The following is a 19,047-nucleotide window of genomic DNA, read 5'->3' as shown; positions in this document are numbered from 1 at the left end:
CACCCTCGTCAAACAAGACGCCATCGGATCATTGGTAATCCAACTGCACGGTTGCGGTTGTGTCAGCATCGCTGATCGCCCGCACCCAGCACGCTGAAAAGCCCTCGGGAAACTTGTACCGGACCGGCGATCCACTCGGAACCACCAGGTGCTTGGCGGGAACCCAGCGTCCTTCTCCATCGAAGTCGACTTCCAAGGTGAAACCAACCGGTTGCGAATGCTCGTGCGACAACGTCACCGACTTTTGGTCATAACCTCGCATCAAGTAGGCGTCCGAAGGTTTCCCATCCTGAACGGGCGAGTCCTTCCACGGTCCGCCATGCCCCACCGGTTTCCCAAACTTCCACAAATCATCCACGCCGCCGAACCACAGCCCCATCCCGGACTCCGCATCACGAAAGACATGCCCGTCCTCTTTCGCGTCGGATTTCACACCCGCCAAAACCAACAAGCCGTTCCAAGAACAAAAATCGGTGATCTGTTTGCGATGGCTGGCGATCGGACGAATCAAATTCCAAGCCGGCGGGGCTCCATTGATCACCAACGGGACCTCATAAAACGTCCCATGAATATTCGCGATGGTGCGTTCCGATTCCACTTCTCGCAACGCTCGAGGCCAACCCGACTCAAAGGGTTTGTCATAGATCGCATCACCCTTGGGCAGTCGATAACGTTTCCCCTGATACCGAACAATGACGGAGGCGTCATCCACCGTGAACTCCGGTTCCACTTGCAGCTTCTCCGCCAACTCCGGATCCAATTCGTCCGCCACAAACTGAAAGTCGCTCTTTGTGAATTCAAATGCCTTTCCATCATCCGTCAGCAGTCGCAAGTCACGACTGTGTTTAGCGGGATAGACCAATGCATTGATGGCTTGTGAATCATCCACCTCAGCCAAGCCAGCGAACAGCTCCTCGTGACGCTTCTGATTTGAATAAGCGGATGTTTGATGCAAGAACGCCGTCGCCATGCAATCGCGATCCGTTTTGAACCGTACCCAAACGGCGTCCATCTGTTCGGGAAGCATCTCGACAACCGAGTTCTCACCAGCCACCGAAAACTGACGAAAGTCAATCCACTCGTTCGTTCCATTTGGATCAAGTTGCATCGTGAACTGAACGGAAGCATCCGCAGGCACCACGATGTTTTTGGATTGCTGCGAAGCCTGCGATTGATTCAGCGTCGCTCCCTCACCACGAATCATCTTCACGGCTGCGTTGCCAGCAACGAACGCGGTGTGCGGCATCCCAAATGATCCAGGCGTGTGCTCGGTTTCATTGGCTGGAATCGAGATTTCCCCTGCCGGGAAGGAACGCTTGTAAACTCGATCGTGGTGTCCATTGCCCCACCGAACTTCCATCTGCGTCAACTGCCAGTCCGACGACATGGGCGGGTCGCCTCGATGATCCACGGCCAAGTAAACCGTGACAGGCTGATCGACCTGGAAGGCGTAGCCCGGTGCCGGTCGAGTCCAGTTGCCACGTCGTACCGTCACGGTCGGAAGCGCACTCAATTCCTCCGGCATCGATGTGATTTCTTGTTGGTCAGTCGCTCGCAACGTGACCACTGGCTTCGATTTCAATTGGCCAACCGCCAAGTACAAGGTTCGCGATTGGAAACCATCGACGAGAAACGGATCGGACCATTCGTTGGCCTTCACTTCATCATCAATCCACGGCCCACCATAAGCTGACGCAGGACCCCAAGTCTGCAAGTCTTGGTAGTCACCAAACCACAAATTGCTCTGCGGTTGGCCCGCCAAAGGATTGCCTTGGATGCTGGTCTCATCCGTTGCCAGCACCAATTGACCGTTCCAGGCACAGAAGTCCGGAACGTAGCGGAGGTGACTGCCAATCGGCCGAATTCCCTTGGACTGCTTCACTGAAAACGTCTTGGGAAAATCAAAGAACATCCCATGCATGTCCATCATCCAGCGTCCATCCGTGATCTCACGAATTCGCGGCCATTCGGTGTACCAACCATGACTGGCGTCGTTGCAATAAGCTGCCTTGGGTAGCAAATAGGTGTGCCACTTGCCGTCTTCCAACACCTTCAGCCGAACGGTTCGTCGATCCCAACCCATCGCCCAAATCGGATCGTCCCCGTCGCTGCCTCCGGTGATCCCATTGGGGCCGGTGACTTCCGTGTACTGCCGACGCTCGACGATCTTCCACGTCTCACCATCCCACTCCGCCAGCACGCCGCGTTCTTCCTCCGTCTTGGCTTCGCCACCCACCAAGACATCCTTGTAACTTCCCACATGCAATTCCCCGTTGTTGGAAATCACCAAACGTCCTTGCGAGGTGTAGCCACCCTTCCCGTGCCAACCCGGAACCGGCTTTTTGAACAAGCGTTGGACCTCCAAGGAGTGCACGTTGGCTTCCCAAATCGCGCCTTCCATGTCGATGTAGTACACCATGTTCTCCGGGTCTTTCAGATGCCGTGTGATCGCCGTCACTCGCATTGGCATGTCGCTCGGCGAGATCGTTCGCACGTTGCCTTTGGCATCGATCAAGTGATGACCAATCAGCAACTGCCGTGACTCTTCATGGATCATCCGTCCCGCAGGTGTCCCGCCAACGCTTTCAGGATGCACATTCAAAGGCTTCGTCAAATCGGGATCGACGGAGAACAGTTTATGCTCGCTGCCGCCCGGCATATGCGGTGCATAGTTGACCATCCAAAGCTTGCCGGCCCACGGCACGATCGCGCCGATCCCACACTCGTTGTGGCCTGTTTTCAAATGAGCCCCGTTCTGGCTGTAAATGCCATACGTCGTCAGGTGCGGGTAAACCCCACTGATGAACAGATCCGTCCGAATCGGTGGTTGCTGGCCGCCTGCAAACTTTGCATCCGACACCATCAACAGAAGCAAGAAGCATGGCATCAGACGCCGCAGGGTTTTCATTTTCCAGCTCAAAGAATTCGGTGGGAGAATGGTTTCAAGTTGACTGAACGGCCATGGAATGGCGGAACGCAACAGAATTGGACATGAATCGTGGGCAAGATTGTGATTGGTCCCGCCATTTTGTGCAAAACGACGCTCCATCCACGGTTTGCTTGGCTGAAGCAAGCATGCAGGAGTCTTCGGGTAGGTGAGCCGTTCGGCGTTCGCCACAGGTCACCTGGTTGTCCACAATCATTCCTGCCCGCCTGACTAACAATGCATCACGCAACCGCCATCCACGTTGATGGTTTGTCCCGTCACTTCTTTGGCTCGTTCTGACGAGAGGAACACGATCATCGCGGCGATGTCTTCGCTGGTTTGCCAACGGGCGAGCGGGATCACGTCCTTGATCTTTTGATCCGTCCAGTCTTCGTAGGAAAGTCGATCTTGTGGTGGGGCGCCGTCATACCAAGCCTGCCAAACCGAACGGTTCAGGGCCGTCTTCACCATCCCGGGACAAACCGTGTTCACCCGAACATTGTGCGGTGCCAAGTCTTTGGCCATGCACTGGGCAAAGTTGATGTTGGCTGCCTTGCTGGCACTGTAGGGCGGATCGGTCTGCGATCCCATCTGTCCCGCGATGGATGCCAGAAACACAAACGTGCCCGATCGTTGAGCAACCATAGGAGGAGCCAAAGCCGCAGCAACATTGGCCATTCCGATGACGTTGACCTCCAGAGTTCGTTTCCATTCACTCGGGGCGACACGGGTGAACGGGAAGCCAAACTTCCCCGACCCGATCGCGGCGCAGTGCACCACATGATCCAGACGCCCGTGCTGATCGAGGCAGCAACCGACCGCCTGTTCAACTTGTCGTTCATCGACGATATCGACCACTTGCGTGCTGACGTTCACGCCCAGCTCTCGCAACTCGCTGGCCGCATCTTCGACTTTGGGCGAGACATCCCAAAGCTGAATCGAACAACCTTCTTCCACAAACAGCCTCGCGGTCGCCAACCCTATCCCGCTGGCGCCACCCGTGACCAAAGCGGTGTTGCCGCTCAATTTTAAATCCATCTCTGTTGTCCTGGGAATGGTCGGGAGAAGAGTGCGGTGTTCAGGAAAGCGGAAGGATTCGTTGCCTCATCCACTACGGTTGCAACCGAAAGCGTCGTCGAGATACGAACATCGCCCGCATTCAACCTGAGTTCATGCCGTGATAAAACTCATGGAGATGCATTCTAGGAAAACGTCGGTCACGACGCTTCCACAGGTTTGCGATTTTCGCGTTCCTGCAGCAGTTGCAACGCGTGACTTTCGCCCCATTTCTTCAGCAACAGCAAAACGGGTTTGAGCGACTCGCCTTCTTCCGTCAATTCGTACTCCACTCGCGGTGGTACTTCCGCGTAGACGATTCGATTGACCAAACCGGCGCTCTCCAATTCGCGAAGTTGCTTGGTCAGCATTCTCTGTGTGACGCAGCCAACCTTGCGTTTCAGCTCGCTGAAGCGAACTCGTCCATCGACCAACAAATAGTAAAGCACGATCCCTTTCCACTTGCCGCCGATCAGCTCCAAGGTCGCTTCGACGGGACACGCCGGCAGCTCGTAGTTCAAATGCCGAGCTTTTCCATTGGTATCCATTTTGTGCCTATGTGTCTCAAAAGTGCGTTCTTGCCGGTTTGGCATCTACTCCTATTATCACACTGTACTGACAAACAAACAGTCACGGGACCGCGAAAACAACGAAATCGTGCGATTGCGTCCGAGCCACTTTCAATTCAAAGGAAACCAATCATGAAAGCCATGCTGATCAAGAACTACGGTGAAAACGCAGCCTTCGAAGCATCCGAAGTCGATCAACCTGCCGTCAAACCGGGCCACGTGTTGGTCAAGATTGCCGCCTCGAGCGTGAACACGGTCGACACGATGATTCGCAAAATGGGTGAGGAACTGCCTCTCTCGCCATCCGCCCCTGCCCTTCTCGGCATGGACTTCGCCGGAACCGTCGAAGCCGTTGGCGAAGGTGTGCAGAACTATTCCGTTGGCGACGAAGTCTATGGCTGCGCCGGCGGGCTGGCAGATCTGCCGGGCACCTTGGCTGATTACATCGTGGCCGATGCGGACTTGATCGCGCACAAGGCCAAGAACCTGTCGATGAAAGAAGCCGCGGCGTTGCCACTCGTTGCGATCACCGCCTACGAAGGCTTGGTGCGGGCCGGCATCCAAGCGGGCCAGAAAGTCCTCGTGCACGGTGGCTCAGGCGGCGTTGGACACATCGCGTTGCAATTGGCTAAGCACTTCGGAACCGACGTTTACTCCACGGGTGGCGGCGAGCCACAACTCGCCCTCATTGAAAAGCTGGGTGCGACGGGCATCAACTACAAAACCGAGTCGGTCGAGCAATACGTTGCCAAACACACCGATGGAGCCGGATTCGATGTGGTGTTTGATTCCGTCGGAGGAGCCAACCTGACCAACTCGTTCGAAGCCGCTGCACTCAACGGGCAAATTGCGACGACCGTTTCGATGTGCGAACTGGATCTCACGCCAGCTCACTTCAAAGGCTTGTCTCTTCACGTCGTCTTCATGTTGATCCCGATGCTGCACCACCACAACAGGGAACAGCATGGCGAAATCCTCCGCAAACTGACGGAGATCGCCGAGTCCGGTGACCTGAAACCCGTTCTCGATGAAACCAACTTTTCGCTGGAAGAAGCTGGCCAAGCCTACGCGAGGCTCGAGAGCGGCAAAACCATGGGCAAAGTCGTCATCGAGAATTAGATCAACGCGAAAAGACTCGCCAGCGGACCTGGAACGGCTTTTCGCGTGAACCGCAACACCGCGATGGGTGTCAATCAAGTCACCGAGGACCTAGGATTGCTCCCAACCGAAGTTGAACAACGGTGCCGCCAATCGCTTAAAAAGCCCTTCCAAAATTCGACACGAAATGAGTCACTGATGAAACGCATTCTGATCACCGGAGCCACCGACGGCATTGGACTGGCGACCGCCAAAATGCTGGCCCCCCTCGGCCACCATCTTTTGCTGCATGGCCGCGATGCCCAGAAACTCGAGCAATTGGAACACTCCTTGCGGGAACTTTCCAATGAGGCCGTGGTCGAATGCTACGTGGCCGACCTGTCCCGCATGAACGAAGTGAAATCGCTGGCCGAGGCCGTGTCCGCCAAGCACGATCATCTGGACGTGCTGATCAACAACGCGGGCGTCTTCTCGACCTCCGATCCGCTCTCGCCGGAGGGCCTCGATGTTCGGTTCGTGGTCAACGCGATCGCACCGTACCTGTTGACGCAGCGATTGTTGCCGCGAATGGATTCAACCAGCCGAGTCATCAACCTCTCCTCGTCCGCTCAATCTCCCGTGGCAATGGACGCGTTTCGTGGTGAGCGCCTGCTGAGTGACCTGGATGCCTATTCGCAAAGCAAACTTGCGCTCACCATGTGGTCCCGCGGTCTGGCAGATTCCCTCGGCACCGACGGCCCGGCGATCATCGCAGTGAACCCGGGATCCTTGCTCGCCAGCAAAATGGTCCAGCAAGCTTTCGGTGTTCCAGGCCAAGACATCAACATCGGAGCGAAGATTCTCACCCGTGCCACATTGGACGACGAATTCGCCACCGCATCGGGCCAATACTTCAACAACGACACCGGAGAGTTTGGACCACCCCACGCCGATGCACTGGACGCCGAAAAGAACGCCCAAATCATCCAGGCCATCGAAGAGACACTCGCCAAGCAACTCAACTAAGCAGGTTGGCAGGAGTCTTTCGGCATTTGAAATGTCTTGGCAAGCGTGGTTGCTTCCACGTCCAACCGGGGCTAACGCCCAAACGGCTCACATGGTGATGCCCGATCATTCCTGCCGACCTGCTTAAAAACGGGAACGCTTCGCCAAGGAACGGATGCTTCCACGCTGCAATGCGCCGCCATGCCCAATCAACCGTCAGACCAGATCACTTGCCAAATCGCTCGCCCCAAAGCTCGTCTCGGCTAGGTGGCACAATCCCGGGGCGAATTGGGTTGCAGTACAGCAGTCGATGCACCGCCGATTCGCTGCCGCCAAACTGCTTGGCCATCCGGTAGTGCCATTCTGGATCGGTCGGCACCAGTGCATCGTCGGCTGGCCAGGGATCGAATGGCTCACACCCGATCGCGTCCGCTAGCTTGGACGAATCCATCGTCACGTCACCGGCACGCGGTGGCATCGGCCCAGCTTCCATCCGCGGGCATCCTTGCAGGCAATCGGGATCGTAACCACCCACGACGCTAACAATTTGTGCGATCTGATACAGGCTCAACCGCCGCGTCCCACCAGCGTGAAACGTCCCCTCGATGGGGCGTGCCAACAGCCGAGCAAACAACCGGTTCATGCAGTCGGTGTAGGTGGGGGTGCGGGCTTCGTCGATGTACAACGTGGCCGGCTTGCCTTGCTTGAATCGCGATGAGATCCAATCAATGGCTCCAGCGTGACCGCTGAAGCTGATCCCCATCGGCAGCGAAATTCGCAGCAGGCACGCATCCGGCCTCGAGCGGCGCACGACCTGTTCCGCCTCGACCATCTTCGCCCCGTACACCGTGACTGGGTCGGGCGGATCATGTTCGTGGTACCCCCGGTCCTCACGACCAGCGTAGACCAAGTCGATGGACAAATGAATGACCTGCGCGTGGTAGCAAACCGCCGCTCGGATCATGTTTTCCGTGCTGGTAACGTTGACGCGATGAGCCATTTCCGGATCCAGCTCGCACGACTTCAACCGACAACTTCCGCCACAGTTCAACAAGCTTGCAAACCGGTACTTCGCCCACAATGCATTGACTTGATCCGCGTCCTCGACATCGCAAGCGACAATCCCCTCACCGACCAACGGCCACATCGATGGCTGACGAATGCCGATGACCTGATCACCGTACAACGACCGAAAGTAGTGCAACGCGTTGTACCCTGGCACACCAGCAATGCCGGTGATCAACATGGGAAGCGGTGGCGGCGGACTCACAAGATGCGGGCTCTCAGTGTAAAAAACAGGTCAGCGTAGAAGCAGGTCGGACAATCAAACGGATCAAACCTCGACGCCGAGGAACGATCCTCACGAAGACCGATTGATTGCCCCAAATCTCAATTCCTCCAGACCGAGAATTGTCTTGTGTCTTGGAGGGCCGAAAGCATAGCAAATCAACCGCGGGATCAAAGCGAAACGCAGCTTCGGCAATTGCGAAGTTGCCGAAACCGCGTCGCGTCGTGAAAACCTGGACCCTCTATTTCGCCGCGGCTTCTTCACGAAGTTCGCGAGCAACGGTGAGGTAGTAGTTTCTCGCAGTGGCGTTGACCATTCCGCCAGCGAGTTTGCTCAACGCATCGGCTTTCAACACTTTCGCATCGGCCGAATCACCGTCGATCGCCAACAGATGATCGGCAAGCTGTGCTGCCCATTGGTTGTCATCGTCAGCCAACGCAGCCTTCGCGACAGCGAACAGTTTGTCAGGCCCTCCGGCCAATTGGGCAACTCGCTCCGCTTCCGCTCGCGGTGACAAACGAAACAAGTTCGATGGGTTGCCGTCGTACCAGCCAAAGTATCCGTTGAAGACACTGCGGACGCCCCATTCAGGATGCCCGTAGAAGGGCTGCAAGTAATCTTTGCTGGCTAGGTTTTCCGGCAACTGGACATAGCCGACCAATTCGTCTGGCGTCATTCCTTGGTTCATTCCTTCGACGGTTTTGTCGTGAATGAACTGAACGGCATCGCGGTAGTCTTCCAAGACTTGCTTGACTTTGCTGGCTCCGAGGATCGGTTTGGTGTGACCACCAACCAACACATCCGCATCGTTGGCCGCTAACTTGCCAAGACTCTCCGCCCACAAACGCACGCTGCGATTGGGAGTCCCACGGATGGCATACAAGTTCGGAAACGATCGGTAGAAATTATCGCCGGCAAACAACGCCTTTCCAGCGGGATACCAGACGAACAACTGATCGTTGGTCTCGCCAGGAGACGAAACCAGTTCAAGTTCGACACCTGCAATCTCGATCGTTTGACGGTCCTCTTCCAGAAAGTGAGTCGGCTTGGTTTCCGCTCGCGATGCGAAAGCTTGACCACCTCGTTTGGGATACCGAACGGGTGCGACGCCGTTGTTGATACGCTGCTCGGGTGGCAGCTTGAAACCAGCCTGACGTGCACCTCGAACGCTTTGAAATGTCACGCCACCGGCAACCAACGGTTGGGCTTCACTGCCGAAGTTTTTGTGAGCCCAGATCTGTGGTCGCTCTTCCCCAAAGAACGCTGCCGCTCCGTTCGTGTGATCGCCGTGGGAGTGCGTGAAAACAATTCCCTTGACCGGCTTGTCACTGAGTTTGCGAAACTCTGCCACGATCCGGTTGGCATCGTCCAGCGAAATGCCTGTGTCGATGATCACGACTCCATCGTCGCCCTCGATCATCGTGACGTTCGAAACACTGTATCCCACCGCGATGTAGACGTTGTCGGAAACATGAACGATCTCTTCTTCAAACTGTTTGGATTGCTGCCTCAGCTTTGCCGTCGCTGCGTTCTCCTGCGCGACCACGGGTGCGGCCCCAAGCAAGACCACCGCTAACAACTTCGCAGCAAACAGTGCGTTTCGTGTTCGATTCATTGGGCTTTTCTCCAAAGGGGGTGATGGGTTCATCGACTCGCAACTTCATTCGATCAAGTTCTCTTGCATCCGCTGCATCGTCCGGATGGTGGTGCTCCATTGCTGGACACTGATTCCAGATTTCAATCGCTGCCGGAGAGCTTCCGCCAGCGGCATCAACTTTTCCATTTGCTTCGTCCCTTTGGCGGTCGGGCAAATCAGAACCGCTCGACCATCATTGGGATCACGTTCTCGCGAGACCAATCGTTTTTTGACCAAGCCATCCACCTGCCGGGTCACGGTGGTGATGTCACGCATCACCAGTTTCGCAAAGTCTCCCGTGCGAAGCGGCTCACCGGCTTCATGAAGCACCATCAAGATCGAGGATTCTTCGACCGACAAATCCAACCCCGCCTCTTTCAAAACGTCGGTGATTCGAATTCGAAACAGGTACGCCAATCGACTGAGTAGAAACCCAGGTCGTTCCTCATGGTCCATGTTCGTCCTCCCGCAAACTCGATCAATCGTTTCGTTCCGATCTGCGAATCGGTCGATCCGCCTCAGCCATTTACCTGCATTCCACAGCTACTTACTTGCACTATACAACCAAGTGCCTCTCAGACAATACCCTTTCTTTCAAACCGTCCGTCAGCCACGCCCCAAGCCCACGAAATCCTCGCTCCTTCGGCAAGATTTTTCTCGCGTAAAGGGGACGTGGCAAAGCAAAAACGTTGATACCCAGAGCATTCGCCTCCCATCTCCAAGGGAACATCCACCGAACCTTGGGCCCTTCCAAACTATCCACTCTCTACAATCAAGCCCTCCCCCTTTCATCGTGCCAGTCAAATCCAATGGCCCATTCACCCAACCCTTCTTTGATCCATTCGCCTGGTACCCAGGTCGTCGCGCAGAAAGAAATCATGACGTCGAACGATCGAATCGCTCATCCTGCGGGAGCGGTCGGCGTGGTCGTGCGGTCACCGGTGGATCGCACGCACGCCTATCGCGTCAAATTCAGCGACGGGTTTGAAGCGGCCATTCATCACGACCAATTGATCGTTCGCAAGCAAACCGGGCCCGAAAAAGGGACGCTCGATGCCGCCGATCTCGAATTCCACGCGCATGAATTTGAGCGATTGGTCAGGCAACTCGAGGAGGCCCACGTGCAGTCAGAACTGCCGGAAACCCCCTCCGCCCGCCCGGCTCTGAACGATCTGCTGGTTCGAATTCGGTTGAACGGTTGCGGCGAGCAATAGAGAGGCGATCTGGCACGGGCGAAAATTAGTCCCCAACGGAGTTCCGCAATCGGCTATGCTGAGGGTCCCTCCCCAGACCCCACCCACCTCCCGCCCGCCATGTCAGATCGCCTTTCTCGAAGGTTGTCGCCCATTCACGTTGCCATCGCCGCGACGTTGTTGGGGATTGTCTATCAAAGCACTGTCGGCCCCGGCAAAGTGTTCGCGGATCCGACCCAGCCAGCGACTGCGTCCAATACGACGCTGCCGAACCGCTCAGAATTGCCCGCCAGCGTGGAAACGCCGGTCAGTTTTGAACTGGACGTGCAACCGATCCTAGCCGCTCAAGGCTGCAACGCAGGTGCCTGCCACGGCAAACAACGCGGACAGAATGGGTTCCAACTTTCGCTGCTGGGGTTTGATTCCAACTTCGATTATGACGCGATTGCCCGACAGGCTCGCGGACGGCGGCTCACCATCCGGGCTCCTGAATCCAGTTTGTTGGTTCAAAAAGCGACGGCAGAATTGCCTCATGGTGGCGGGCGAAAAATCGAAGTCGGCTCGCCGGCCTACCAGACACTGACCGCTTGGATTCGCCAAGGAGCACCGCGTCGACTGGAAGACGAACCCACGTTGACTTCCGTCGAAATTGCTGAGACCGAGTTTCTACTCAAGCCATCCGAAACAGCTCAGCTTGCTGTCTTGGCTCGCTACAGCGACGGCAGCCAGCGAGATGTCACCTCGATGACCGGCTACCTTTCCAACGACACCGCAATCACATCGGTCGATGCCACGGGAAAACTCGTTGCCGGACCGATTCCTGGCGAGACCGCCGTGATGGCCCGCTACATGAATCACATTTGTGTGGCCAACGTCAGCATCCCACGAACGACGGAGTTGCCCGAAGGATTCTACGACCAACAACCGCGTGCCAACTTCATCGATGATTTGGTCCACGACAAACTGAATCAACTTCAGATCCAGGTTTCCGATCCGGCCAGCGAATCAACGTTCTTGCGACGTGTGTACACCGACGTGATCGGACGAGCACCGACGGCGGACGAGGCTCGCGAATTCATTGAGTCTCAAGATCCCGACAAACGCAAGAAGCTTGTCGACCAACTTCTCGATCAACCGGAATACATCGATCACTGGGCCAACCAATGGGCCGACCTGCTGCGTCCCAATCCCTATCGTGTCGGGATCAAAGCGGTCCTGAACTATGACAACTGGATCCGTCAGCAGTTCCGAGAAAACGTTCCCTACGACGAGTTTGCACGACGTCTGATCACGGCCAAAGGCAGCACGTGGCACAACGGCGCCGTGACTCTGTTCCGAGATCGACGCAGTCCCGATGAAGTCGCCACGCTGGTCAGCCAACTGTTTCTCGGCGTTCGTTTGGAATGTGCCAAGTGCCACCATCATCCATTCGAAAAATGGAGCCAACACGACTTCTATTCCTTCGCCGCCTACTTCGGCAGAGTCGGCCGCAAAGGCAAAGGATTGTCGCCACCGATCTCGGGTGGTGAAGAGATCGTTTACGTTTCCACCAAGGGCAGCGTCAAGCATCCCGTGACCGACGAAGTGCTGCCTCCCTCACCTCTGTTTGGCACCGCCGACGTGGCCGAGGGCTCGGATCCACGAGAGGCTCTCGCGGAATGGATGACGTCCCCGGACAACGACTACTTCGCTCAGGTTCAAGTCAATCGCGTGTGGGCACAGTTGATGGGTCGAGGCATCGTCGATCCGGTCGACGATCTTCGCAGCACCAATCCGCCCAGCAACCCAGCGCTGCTCGATGCCTTGGCCGAACACTTTCAACAATCCGGTTTTGATCAAAAGGACCTGATCAAAACCATCGTCCTGTCCAACGTTTACTCGCTCAGTTCCGTTCCCAACGAAACCAACGCGGCCGACCGACTGAACTACTCCCGTCACTACCGCCATCGGTTGCGAGCCGAAGTGCTGGCCCAAGCGGTCGCGGACGTGACCGAAACATCCGAATCGTTTTCCGCGTTGGCCCCCGAATCGCGAGCCAACCAAGTCTGGACGCACCGGATCGATTCGACGTTCCTGGATACGTTTGGCAGACCGGATGAGAACAAGGATCCACCCTGCGAACGCATCCCTGATTCATCCGTCACTCAAACGTTGCACCTGATGAACGCAAGGGAACTCGACGCACGTGTCCGAAGTGATTCCGGTCGTGCCGCGAGACTGGCCAATAGTGACTCATCACCCGCGGACATCGTGACGGATTTGTACTTGGCCATCTTCTCGCGAATGCCAAACGACGAAGAACGAAGCTATGCCGAGACACTGATTCGCGACTCCAGCAAGAAAACTGCCAGCAAGGAAGACACGGCGAATCAAAGCGGCGACAAAGAACAGAAGGAAACCACCGATGAAGGTCGTCGGCGTGTGATTGAGGACTTGATGTGGGCGATGATGAATTCGCCTGAGTTTATTATTCAAAACTGATGAACCATGTCGAACACTTGGACAAACTGTGAAGGACTGACGCGCCGCGACGGTCTGAAATTGGGTCTTGGCGGACTGATTGGCGGAGGCCTATCAGGAGCCTTGAGTGCGCAAGCTCGCGCGTCGGAGAACTCCGGTTCCCGCCGTCGCAACGCTCAGGCGGATGCCTGCATCTTGGTTTGGATGGACGGTGGGCCCAGTCACTACGAAACGTTTGACCCCAAACCAGATGCGCCCGTCGAGATCCGTGGTGCCTACCAGCCCATCGCGACTCAAACGCCCGGCATCCAGTTCGCCCAACCGATGCAAAAGATGGCGGCGATCAGCGATGACCTGGCAATCGTCCGTTCGATTCGGCACGACCAGGGCAACCACGGTGCCGGCAATCACTACATGATGACCGGGGCCCCGCCTCGCATTCCGGTTGGTTGTGGTGCGTTCGTCAGTTTTCACCCCAGCCTCGGCAGCGTGGTCTCCAAAGAGATCGGCGCCCCCCACGGGATCCCCGCCTACTTTTCTCTGCCCCGCATGTCGCGTTCGGGCGGACCGAATTTCCTCGGCAGCAAGTACGCACCGTTCGTCGTTCCTGACAATCCGAACAGTTCCAGCTTTCGCGTGCGCGATGTCACGATCCCCACAGGACTCACCGACGGCCGTTTCAGTTCCCGACAACAGATCCGCCAACGCATCGACACGATGATGCGTTTCAATGACGCCAGCGTCGCCGATCCAACCTTGGCAGTCGATGAGTTCTATCAGCAGAGCCTGCAAATCATCAGCAGCAAAGAAGCCCAAGCCGCGTTCGACATTCACCAAGAATCCGACGAAGTCCGCGATGCCTATGGACGAAACCCGTTTGGCCAGCAAGCCTTGCTCGCTCGGCGATTGGTCGGTGCCGGCGTTCCTTTCGTGACGCTCTACAGCGGTGGCTGGGATCATCACGTCGACATTTTCAATGCACTCGATAAGAAACTGCCGCCTTTCGAAGCAACGGTTGCGGCGTTGATCTCCGACCTCAAACAACAGGGCATGCTCGAACGCACCTTGGTCGTTGTCCTGGGTGAGTTCGGACGGACACCCAAGATCAACGAACGCGGCGGACGCGACCATTGGTCCAATGCGATGAGCGTCGTGTTCGCAGGCGGGCAGACGCGGGGCGGACAAGTCATCGGGGCGACCGACCGACAAGGTTACGCGGCGGTCGAACGAGTCCTCTCGCCAGAAAATTTCGTGTCGACCATCTACGAGAAACTCGGCATCGATCCGGGCCAAATGATGTACACCGGCGAAGGACGCCCCACACACTTGGTCAGCGACGCGACTCCAATCACCGAGTTGATGAGCTAGTGCGTCACTCATTGAATTCAACCAACCACAGGTGCGTCTACGAAACCACCCTTCGTTCACGCAGTGCGTGTTGCTCCGTGATCGTTGCCGCACTTCATCGTCGCCTGATGTGGGCATGGGTTTTATGCTGCTTCACCCCGCACTTGGCTCACGCACAAATCAAGCTGGATCGAGTGTTCCCGCCGGCGGTTGCCGTTGGTGCTGAAACAGCGGTCACCGCAGAAGGCACTTTTCCTAACTGGCCGCCCAACATCGATTGCGATGTCGACCAGCTTTCCATCTCGGCTGGCAAGGACTCCGGCAAGCTGACCGTCAAAGTCGCTGGCGATGCAGCACCGGGAGTCGCATGGATCCGATTCCACGACGATCAGTCCATGACCGCGTTGGTTCCGCTGATCCTCTCCTCCGTCGACGTGTTCTCTGAGACGGAACCCAATGACAAACGATCGGAAGCCAACCCAATTGAACTTCCCATCGTCGTCGCCGGCCGTTTGTCCAAGGGCGGCGACAGTGATGCCTACCGCGTGTCATTGAAAGCGGGCCAGACATTGGTCGTTTCGGCGACCGCGAACCAAGTCTTGAAGTCACCCATGGACGCGGTGCTTCAGTTGACGGACCTTCGCGGCAACGTGCTCTTCCATTCCGACGATGCCCGTGGATTGGACCCGCAAATCGTTTTCACCGCTGACTCAGATCAAGAACTCCTGATCCGAACTTTCGCGTTCCCCGAAACGCCCAACAGCACGATCGGCTACGCGGGATCAGCCTCATTCATTTACACGTTGGACGTGACCACCGGCCCGTTTGTCGATCATGTTGCTGCCAACGAAGAGAAGGCCGTTGCGTTTGGCTACAACCTCGACGATTCCATCGCGACGGTCTCAAACATCACCGAAAGCCTCTCGCCTCCCGTCGCGACGATCCCCGATGCCTTGGGGTGGTCTTGGGTGTCACCCGTTGATGAATCGGTTCATCGAGTCTTACCCGGTGGCGAGTTCGATGGAACGCTGCCCGCTTTGCTGTTCGGTCACTTCCTGAAAGCAGATGAAACGCATCACTATCAATTCAAGGCCAACAAAGGAACCAAGTACCACGCCGAAGTCCGTTCCAAGGCCGACGGATTTCTGCTCGATTCCAAGCTCACGATCACGGACTCAAAGTCAGGCAAAACACTGGCCAGCAACGACGACATGTCGTCCGGTGGCTACGACGCAGGAGTCGACTTCACCGCGGCCGAGGATGGAACCATCGACGTCGCGATCTCCGAGATGCTGGGTGAATTTGGCCCTCGACACTTCTATCAATTGTCGATTCGCGAATTGAAACCGGAGTGCCAACTTTCGATGGCTGAAGATCACTTTGTGGTCACTCAAGCGAAACCGCTGCAACTCAGCGTGTCCGTCAATCGCAAGTCGGGTTTCAACTCAAAAGTCAAAATCGCCGCGACGGATTTGCCCGAAGGGATCCAATCGGACGCCGTGGTTTCCGAACCCAAAGGCGACACCGCCAAGACGGTCAAACTGAAACTGACCGCCGCGGACAATGCGATCGGTCACGGTCGCTTTCGAATCCAGGGAACCATTTTGGACGCGAATGACGAGCCGACGGAAGAAACCATCGAGGCCACCTACAGTCTGCGGCCATCCATCCCACTGACGGAGTTCTGGCTCACCGTTCCTCCTGCCCCCGCAAAAGAAGCCTCGCCATGATCCGTCCAGCCACCAAGTCTTTGCTCGTCGTGCTGGCACTGAGTTTTGAGTGGAGCGTCGGACTTGATTCGATCGTCGGCACGCCCAACCAAGTGAGCGCAGACACGCTCCCAATCGACGACTTGCCCGACGGACATGAAGTCCTCTTCAGCCGCGACGTGGCACCGGTCCTGAAAAAGAACTGCGTTGCCTGCCACAACACCAGCGACGACGAAGGCGGAGTGAACCTGGAATCCGGAGAACAGATTCGAACCTCCGAATTGGACGACCTTGTCGTTCCCGGAAACGCCGCGGGCAGTCGACTGTTCCTGCTCGCGTCCCACGCGGATGATCCCGTGATGCCACCAGAAGACAACGATGTCTCGGCATCCATTTTGAACCCGATGGAGCTCGCTTTGCTAAAGCGTTGGATCCAATCCGGCGCCATCGTCGACCAAACCACCGATGTTCCGGCAGAACAAAACTGGCAACCACTACCGACCGAATTGCAGACGGTTTACGGATCAGCCATGACCGCCGACGGAAGATTGTCCGCGGTCAGTTTTGGCAACCAGATTCGTGTGTTCGGCACCAAGTCCTCTGAACCGATTGAAACGCTTGCAATCGTCGAAGGCGAAGAAGCAAAGCCAGCTCACGATGACTTCGTCCAAGATTTGTTCTTCGATCCAACCGGCCACCAACTCATCTCGGCGGGTTATCGCAACGTCAAGATTTGGGAGAGAACACCGTTCGAACCAGCCACGATTCCCACGATCAATCAAGACGAGACCCTGGCGATTGCGATGAATGCCAACGGAACTCATCTGGCGGCGCTCTCACGTCGTGGAGAGTTGAGCGTGGCGGAAGTCGGCAGTGATCGATGGCTGTGGATGAAGAGTTTCGATCTGCCTGAAGATCTCAAAACAGACGATCCCACCCAAGTCCGAATCATGCTGGATAGCGATGGTCATCAAGCGGCGATGCAGTGGGGCAACACGATTCGCATCGTTCGTGTCGACAGCAAAGACGTCGAAACCCTCGATGCGGCAAGCGCGTTCACGTCGATGCAGTGGATCGAACCGGATCATCTGGCGACCGCGACCGGCAAATTGCCCGCTCCCGCCGTGTCCGCCTCGCTCTCGCCCAACGGCACCACACTGTGGATCAGCACCGACTCGGGAGCCATCGGGCAATACAACCTCGCCGATCAAAGCTATGTCGAGGTCGCGAAGACGGATCCTGTCGCCGCAGCTCAATTGGCAGACGACAACTGGCAAACGCTGGTCGCTGAAACACTCGTCGCGGCTCAAGAAAAGGACGTCAAGCAAGCCGAAGACGACGTCGCGGCAGAGAAGAAGAACTTGGAATCGATTGCCAAAGAGATCGAAACCAAGACCAAACTGCGTAACGAGAAACAGGTCAGCGTTGAGGAAGCCAAGCAGGCCGCCGAGTCAGCCGCCGAGAAACTGGCCGAAGCCAAGCAAGTCGTCGCGACCAAAGAGAACGAACTCGCCGCTGCCATGAAAGAACTCAACCAAGCCGAGAAGATCAAGGCCCGCGGTGAGGCTCGGCTAACGGACTTGGAGGCGGAACGCAAACGTCATCAGCAAGTCCTGGCGAAACTCAAACAAGATCACGAATCGAGTAAGGCCAAGGCCGCCGCTTCCCAATCACGGCATGATTCATCTCGCGCGACCGATGCCACACTCGCCGTCATGGACTCAGGATCGCGCATCCTCACCCACGCTGCCAACACCGACGACGCATCTCAAAACGCATGGAGTCTGTGGTCCGCAACCGGCGACTGGTTGGCCGAATTGCCCGAACTGCCGACCGACGGACAACTGATCGCCAGCGGTGATCGCTGCGTCCTGATTCGAGGAACCAACGGCGAGACCCAGGCGTTCGTTGCTCCGCCCCGTTCATGGAGTCTTCGTCAGACCATTGGTGCGTCGACCGGTCCGAGCCCGTTTGCGAATCGCGTGTTGAGCATCGACGTTCATCCTTCCGGCAAATTGCTGGCCACCGGTGGAGGAGATCCTTCGCGAGCGGGTGAATTGATGCTTTGGAAAGTCTCCGACGGTTCCCTGATTCGCGAGATCCCCAACCCGCATGGCGACACCGTTCTGTGTGTCCGCTTTTCGCCGGACGGCAAGATCTTGGCGACCGGCGGTGCCGATCAAATGATCAAGCTGTGGGACATTGAATCGGGCTCGCTGATCAAAACACTCGAAGGACACACGCACCATGTCACCTCGATCGCGTGGAACCTCAATGGTCGTCAACTCGCAACGGCTTCTGCTGACGCCTCGGTCAAAATCTGGAACATTGAAACCGGTCAGGCCACACGCACGATCACGGGATTCAAAACCGAAGTGACAAAACTGGTTTATGTCGGCCGCGAAAACCGCATTGGGGTGGCCAGCGGCGACAGTCACTTCCGCGTCTATCGCACCGACAACGGCTCTCGAGAAACCAATGCCAAGGTCTCTGGAGACTACCTGTACGCATTGGATTCCAATCGCGACGGAAGCCAGTTCATCGTCGGTGGTGCGAGCGGTGCAGCCACACGGATCGACAAATCGGGCAAACAAAGCATGGAATACGTTTCGGACGATGAATGAACAGGCTGCATCCGCAGCACCGACGCGAACGACAACCATTGGCCGATCGAGCATTTGCGAGACAGTGCCTTGCAGCTTGTTCGCTGCGGCTACTACAATCACCCGCGACCATCCCCGCCCCTCTCATTTCATCCGTGGCCCTCTTGGCACCTCGTGT

Annotated in this window: 13 protein-coding genes; 7 read left to right on the top strand and 6 right to left on the bottom strand. The window is 56.7% G+C overall.

All coding sequences use genetic code 11. The features are described 5' to 3' along the window. Positions 1 to 28 precede the first annotated feature (28 nt). The 3 genes from RISK_RS23865 to RISK_RS23855 form a co-directional block, all read right to left on the bottom strand. A complete protein-coding gene (locus tag RISK_RS23865) occupies positions 29 to 2,908 on the bottom strand; it encodes a hypothetical protein (RefSeq protein WP_236696639.1) in 2,880 nt (959 codons plus the stop codon). Positions 2,909 to 3,157: 249 nt separating this feature from the next. Continuing rightward, positions 3,158 to 3,964: an SDR family NAD(P)-dependent oxidoreductase gene (locus RISK_RS23860; RefSeq protein ID WP_047816839.1), complete on the bottom strand. Its 807-nt coding sequence runs from the start codon at positions 3,962 to 3,964 to the stop codon at positions 3,158 to 3,160. Between the two features lie 179 nt (positions 3,965 to 4,143). Then, a complete protein-coding gene (locus RISK_RS23855) occupies positions 4,144 to 4,530 on the bottom strand; it encodes a winged helix-turn-helix transcriptional regulator (protein ID WP_047816838.1) in 387 nt (128 codons plus the stop codon). Between the two features lie 153 nt (positions 4,531 to 4,683). On the opposite strand from RISK_RS23855, the gene RISK_RS23850 reads away from it, so the two are divergent. Together RISK_RS23850 and RISK_RS23845 are read left to right on the top strand one after the other, a co-directional pair. Continuing rightward, entirely contained in the window at positions 4,684 to 5,670 is a 987-nt protein-coding gene (locus tag RISK_RS23850; RefSeq protein ID WP_047816837.1) for a zinc-dependent alcohol dehydrogenase family protein, read from the top strand. Positions 5,671 to 5,847: 177 nt separating this feature from the next. Beyond that, positions 5,848 to 6,654: an SDR family NAD(P)-dependent oxidoreductase gene (locus RISK_RS23845; protein WP_047816886.1), complete on the top strand. Its 807-nt coding sequence runs from the start codon at positions 5,848 to 5,850 to the stop codon at positions 6,652 to 6,654. Positions 6,655 to 6,859: 205 nt separating this feature from the next. Here the strand turns inward: RISK_RS23845 and RISK_RS23840 are convergent, their stop codons facing one another. The 3 genes from RISK_RS23840 to RISK_RS23830 all read right to left on the bottom strand — a co-directional run bounded on the left by RISK_RS23840 (position 6,860) and on the right by RISK_RS23830 (position 10,013). Then, entirely contained in the window at positions 6,860 to 7,879 is a 1,020-nt protein-coding gene (locus RISK_RS23840) for an SDR family oxidoreductase (protein WP_047816836.1), read from the bottom strand. 283 nt (positions 7,880 to 8,162) lie between these two features. Beyond that, positions 8,163 to 9,536, bottom strand: a complete 1,374-nt coding sequence (locus RISK_RS23835; RefSeq protein ID WP_047816835.1) for an alkyl/aryl-sulfatase — start codon at positions 9,534 to 9,536, stop codon at positions 8,163 to 8,165. A gap of 45 nt (positions 9,537 to 9,581) precedes the next feature. Continuing rightward, the gene (locus tag RISK_RS23830; RefSeq protein ID WP_047816834.1) at positions 9,582 to 10,013 is read right to left on the bottom strand and encodes a MarR family winged helix-turn-helix transcriptional regulator; all 432 of its coding nucleotides are present in this window, start codon (positions 10,011 to 10,013) and stop codon (positions 9,582 to 9,584) included. 422 nt (positions 10,014 to 10,435) lie between these two features. On the opposite strand from RISK_RS23830, the gene RISK_RS33250 reads away from it, so the two are divergent. The 5 genes from RISK_RS33250 to RISK_RS23805 all read left to right on the top strand — a co-directional run bounded on the left by RISK_RS33250 (position 10,436) and on the right by RISK_RS23805 (position 18,890). After that, positions 10,436 to 10,771 (top strand): nucleotidyltransferase domain-containing protein, encoded by a 336-nt coding sequence (locus tag RISK_RS33250; RefSeq protein WP_236696638.1) that lies wholly within the window; start codon positions 10,436 to 10,438, stop codon positions 10,769 to 10,771. 99 nt (positions 10,772 to 10,870) lie between these two features. Continuing rightward, positions 10,871 to 13,231 (top strand): DUF1549 and DUF1553 domain-containing protein, encoded by a 2,361-nt coding sequence (locus RISK_RS23820; protein WP_047816832.1) that lies wholly within the window; start codon positions 10,871 to 10,873, stop codon positions 13,229 to 13,231. A gap of 6 nt (positions 13,232 to 13,237) precedes the next feature. Further along, the gene (locus RISK_RS23815; RefSeq protein ID WP_047816831.1) at positions 13,238 to 14,578 is read left to right on the top strand and encodes a DUF1501 domain-containing protein; all 1,341 of its coding nucleotides are present in this window, start codon (positions 13,238 to 13,240) and stop codon (positions 14,576 to 14,578) included. 143 nt (positions 14,579 to 14,721) lie between these two features. Continuing rightward, the gene (locus RISK_RS23810; RefSeq protein WP_236696637.1) at positions 14,722 to 16,287 is read left to right on the top strand and encodes a PPC domain-containing protein; all 1,566 of its coding nucleotides are present in this window, start codon (positions 14,722 to 14,724) and stop codon (positions 16,285 to 16,287) included. Beyond that, the gene (locus RISK_RS23805) at positions 16,284 to 18,890 is read left to right on the top strand and encodes a WD40 domain-containing protein (protein ID WP_047816829.1); all 2,607 of its coding nucleotides are present in this window, start codon (positions 16,284 to 16,286) and stop codon (positions 18,888 to 18,890) included. The genes RISK_RS23810 and RISK_RS23805 overlap by 4 nt, the downstream gene beginning before the upstream one ends. Positions 18,891 to 19,047 lie beyond the last annotated feature (157 nt).

Origin of the sequence: Rhodopirellula islandica (assembly GCF_001027925.1) — a bacterium.
In the GTDB taxonomy this organism is placed as follows: domain Bacteria; phylum Planctomycetota; class Planctomycetia; order Pirellulales; family Pirellulaceae; genus Rhodopirellula; species Rhodopirellula islandica.
Note: the sequence above shows the minus strand (reverse complement) of the source record. Positions and strands in the feature narration are given on the sequence as shown.

What these genes read in the sequence shown, in the direction of transcription:
- RISK_RS23840 (WP_047816836.1), bottom strand. Translation starts at nt 7,879, where the DNA reads ATGTTGATCACCGGCATTGCTGGTGTGCCAGGGTACAACGCGTTGCAC.
- RISK_RS23850 (WP_047816837.1), top strand. Translation starts at nt 4,684, where the DNA reads ATGAAAGCCATGCTGATCAAGAACTACGGTGAAAACGCAGCCTTCGAA.
- RISK_RS23855 (WP_047816838.1), bottom strand. Translation starts at nt 4,530, where the DNA reads ATGGATACCAATGGAAAAGCTCGGCATTTGAACTACGAGCTGCCGGCG.
- RISK_RS23815 (WP_047816831.1), top strand. Translation starts at nt 13,238, where the DNA reads ATGTCGAACACTTGGACAAACTGTGAAGGACTGACGCGCCGCGACGGT.
- RISK_RS23845 (WP_047816886.1), top strand. Translation starts at nt 5,848, where the DNA reads ATGAAACGCATTCTGATCACCGGAGCCACCGACGGCATTGGACTGGCG.
- RISK_RS23865 (WP_236696639.1), bottom strand. Translation starts at nt 2,908, where the DNA reads ATGAAAACCCTGCGGCGTCTGATGCCATGCTTCTTGCTTCTGTTGATG.
- RISK_RS23860 (WP_047816839.1), bottom strand. Translation starts at nt 3,964, where the DNA reads ATGGATTTAAAATTGAGCGGCAACACCGCTTTGGTCACGGGTGGCGCC.
- RISK_RS23835 (WP_047816835.1), bottom strand. Translation starts at nt 9,536, where the DNA reads ATGAATCGAACACGAAACGCACTGTTTGCTGCGAAGTTGTTAGCGGTG.
- RISK_RS23805 (WP_047816829.1), top strand. Translation starts at nt 16,284, where the DNA reads ATGATCCGTCCAGCCACCAAGTCTTTGCTCGTCGTGCTGGCACTGAGT.
- RISK_RS23830 (WP_047816834.1), bottom strand. Translation starts at nt 10,013, where the DNA reads ATGGACCATGAGGAACGACCTGGGTTTCTACTCAGTCGATTGGCGTAC.
- RISK_RS23820 (WP_047816832.1), top strand. Translation starts at nt 10,871, where the DNA reads ATGTCAGATCGCCTTTCTCGAAGGTTGTCGCCCATTCACGTTGCCATC.
- RISK_RS33250 (WP_236696638.1), top strand. Translation starts at nt 10,436, where the DNA reads ATGACGTCGAACGATCGAATCGCTCATCCTGCGGGAGCGGTCGGCGTG.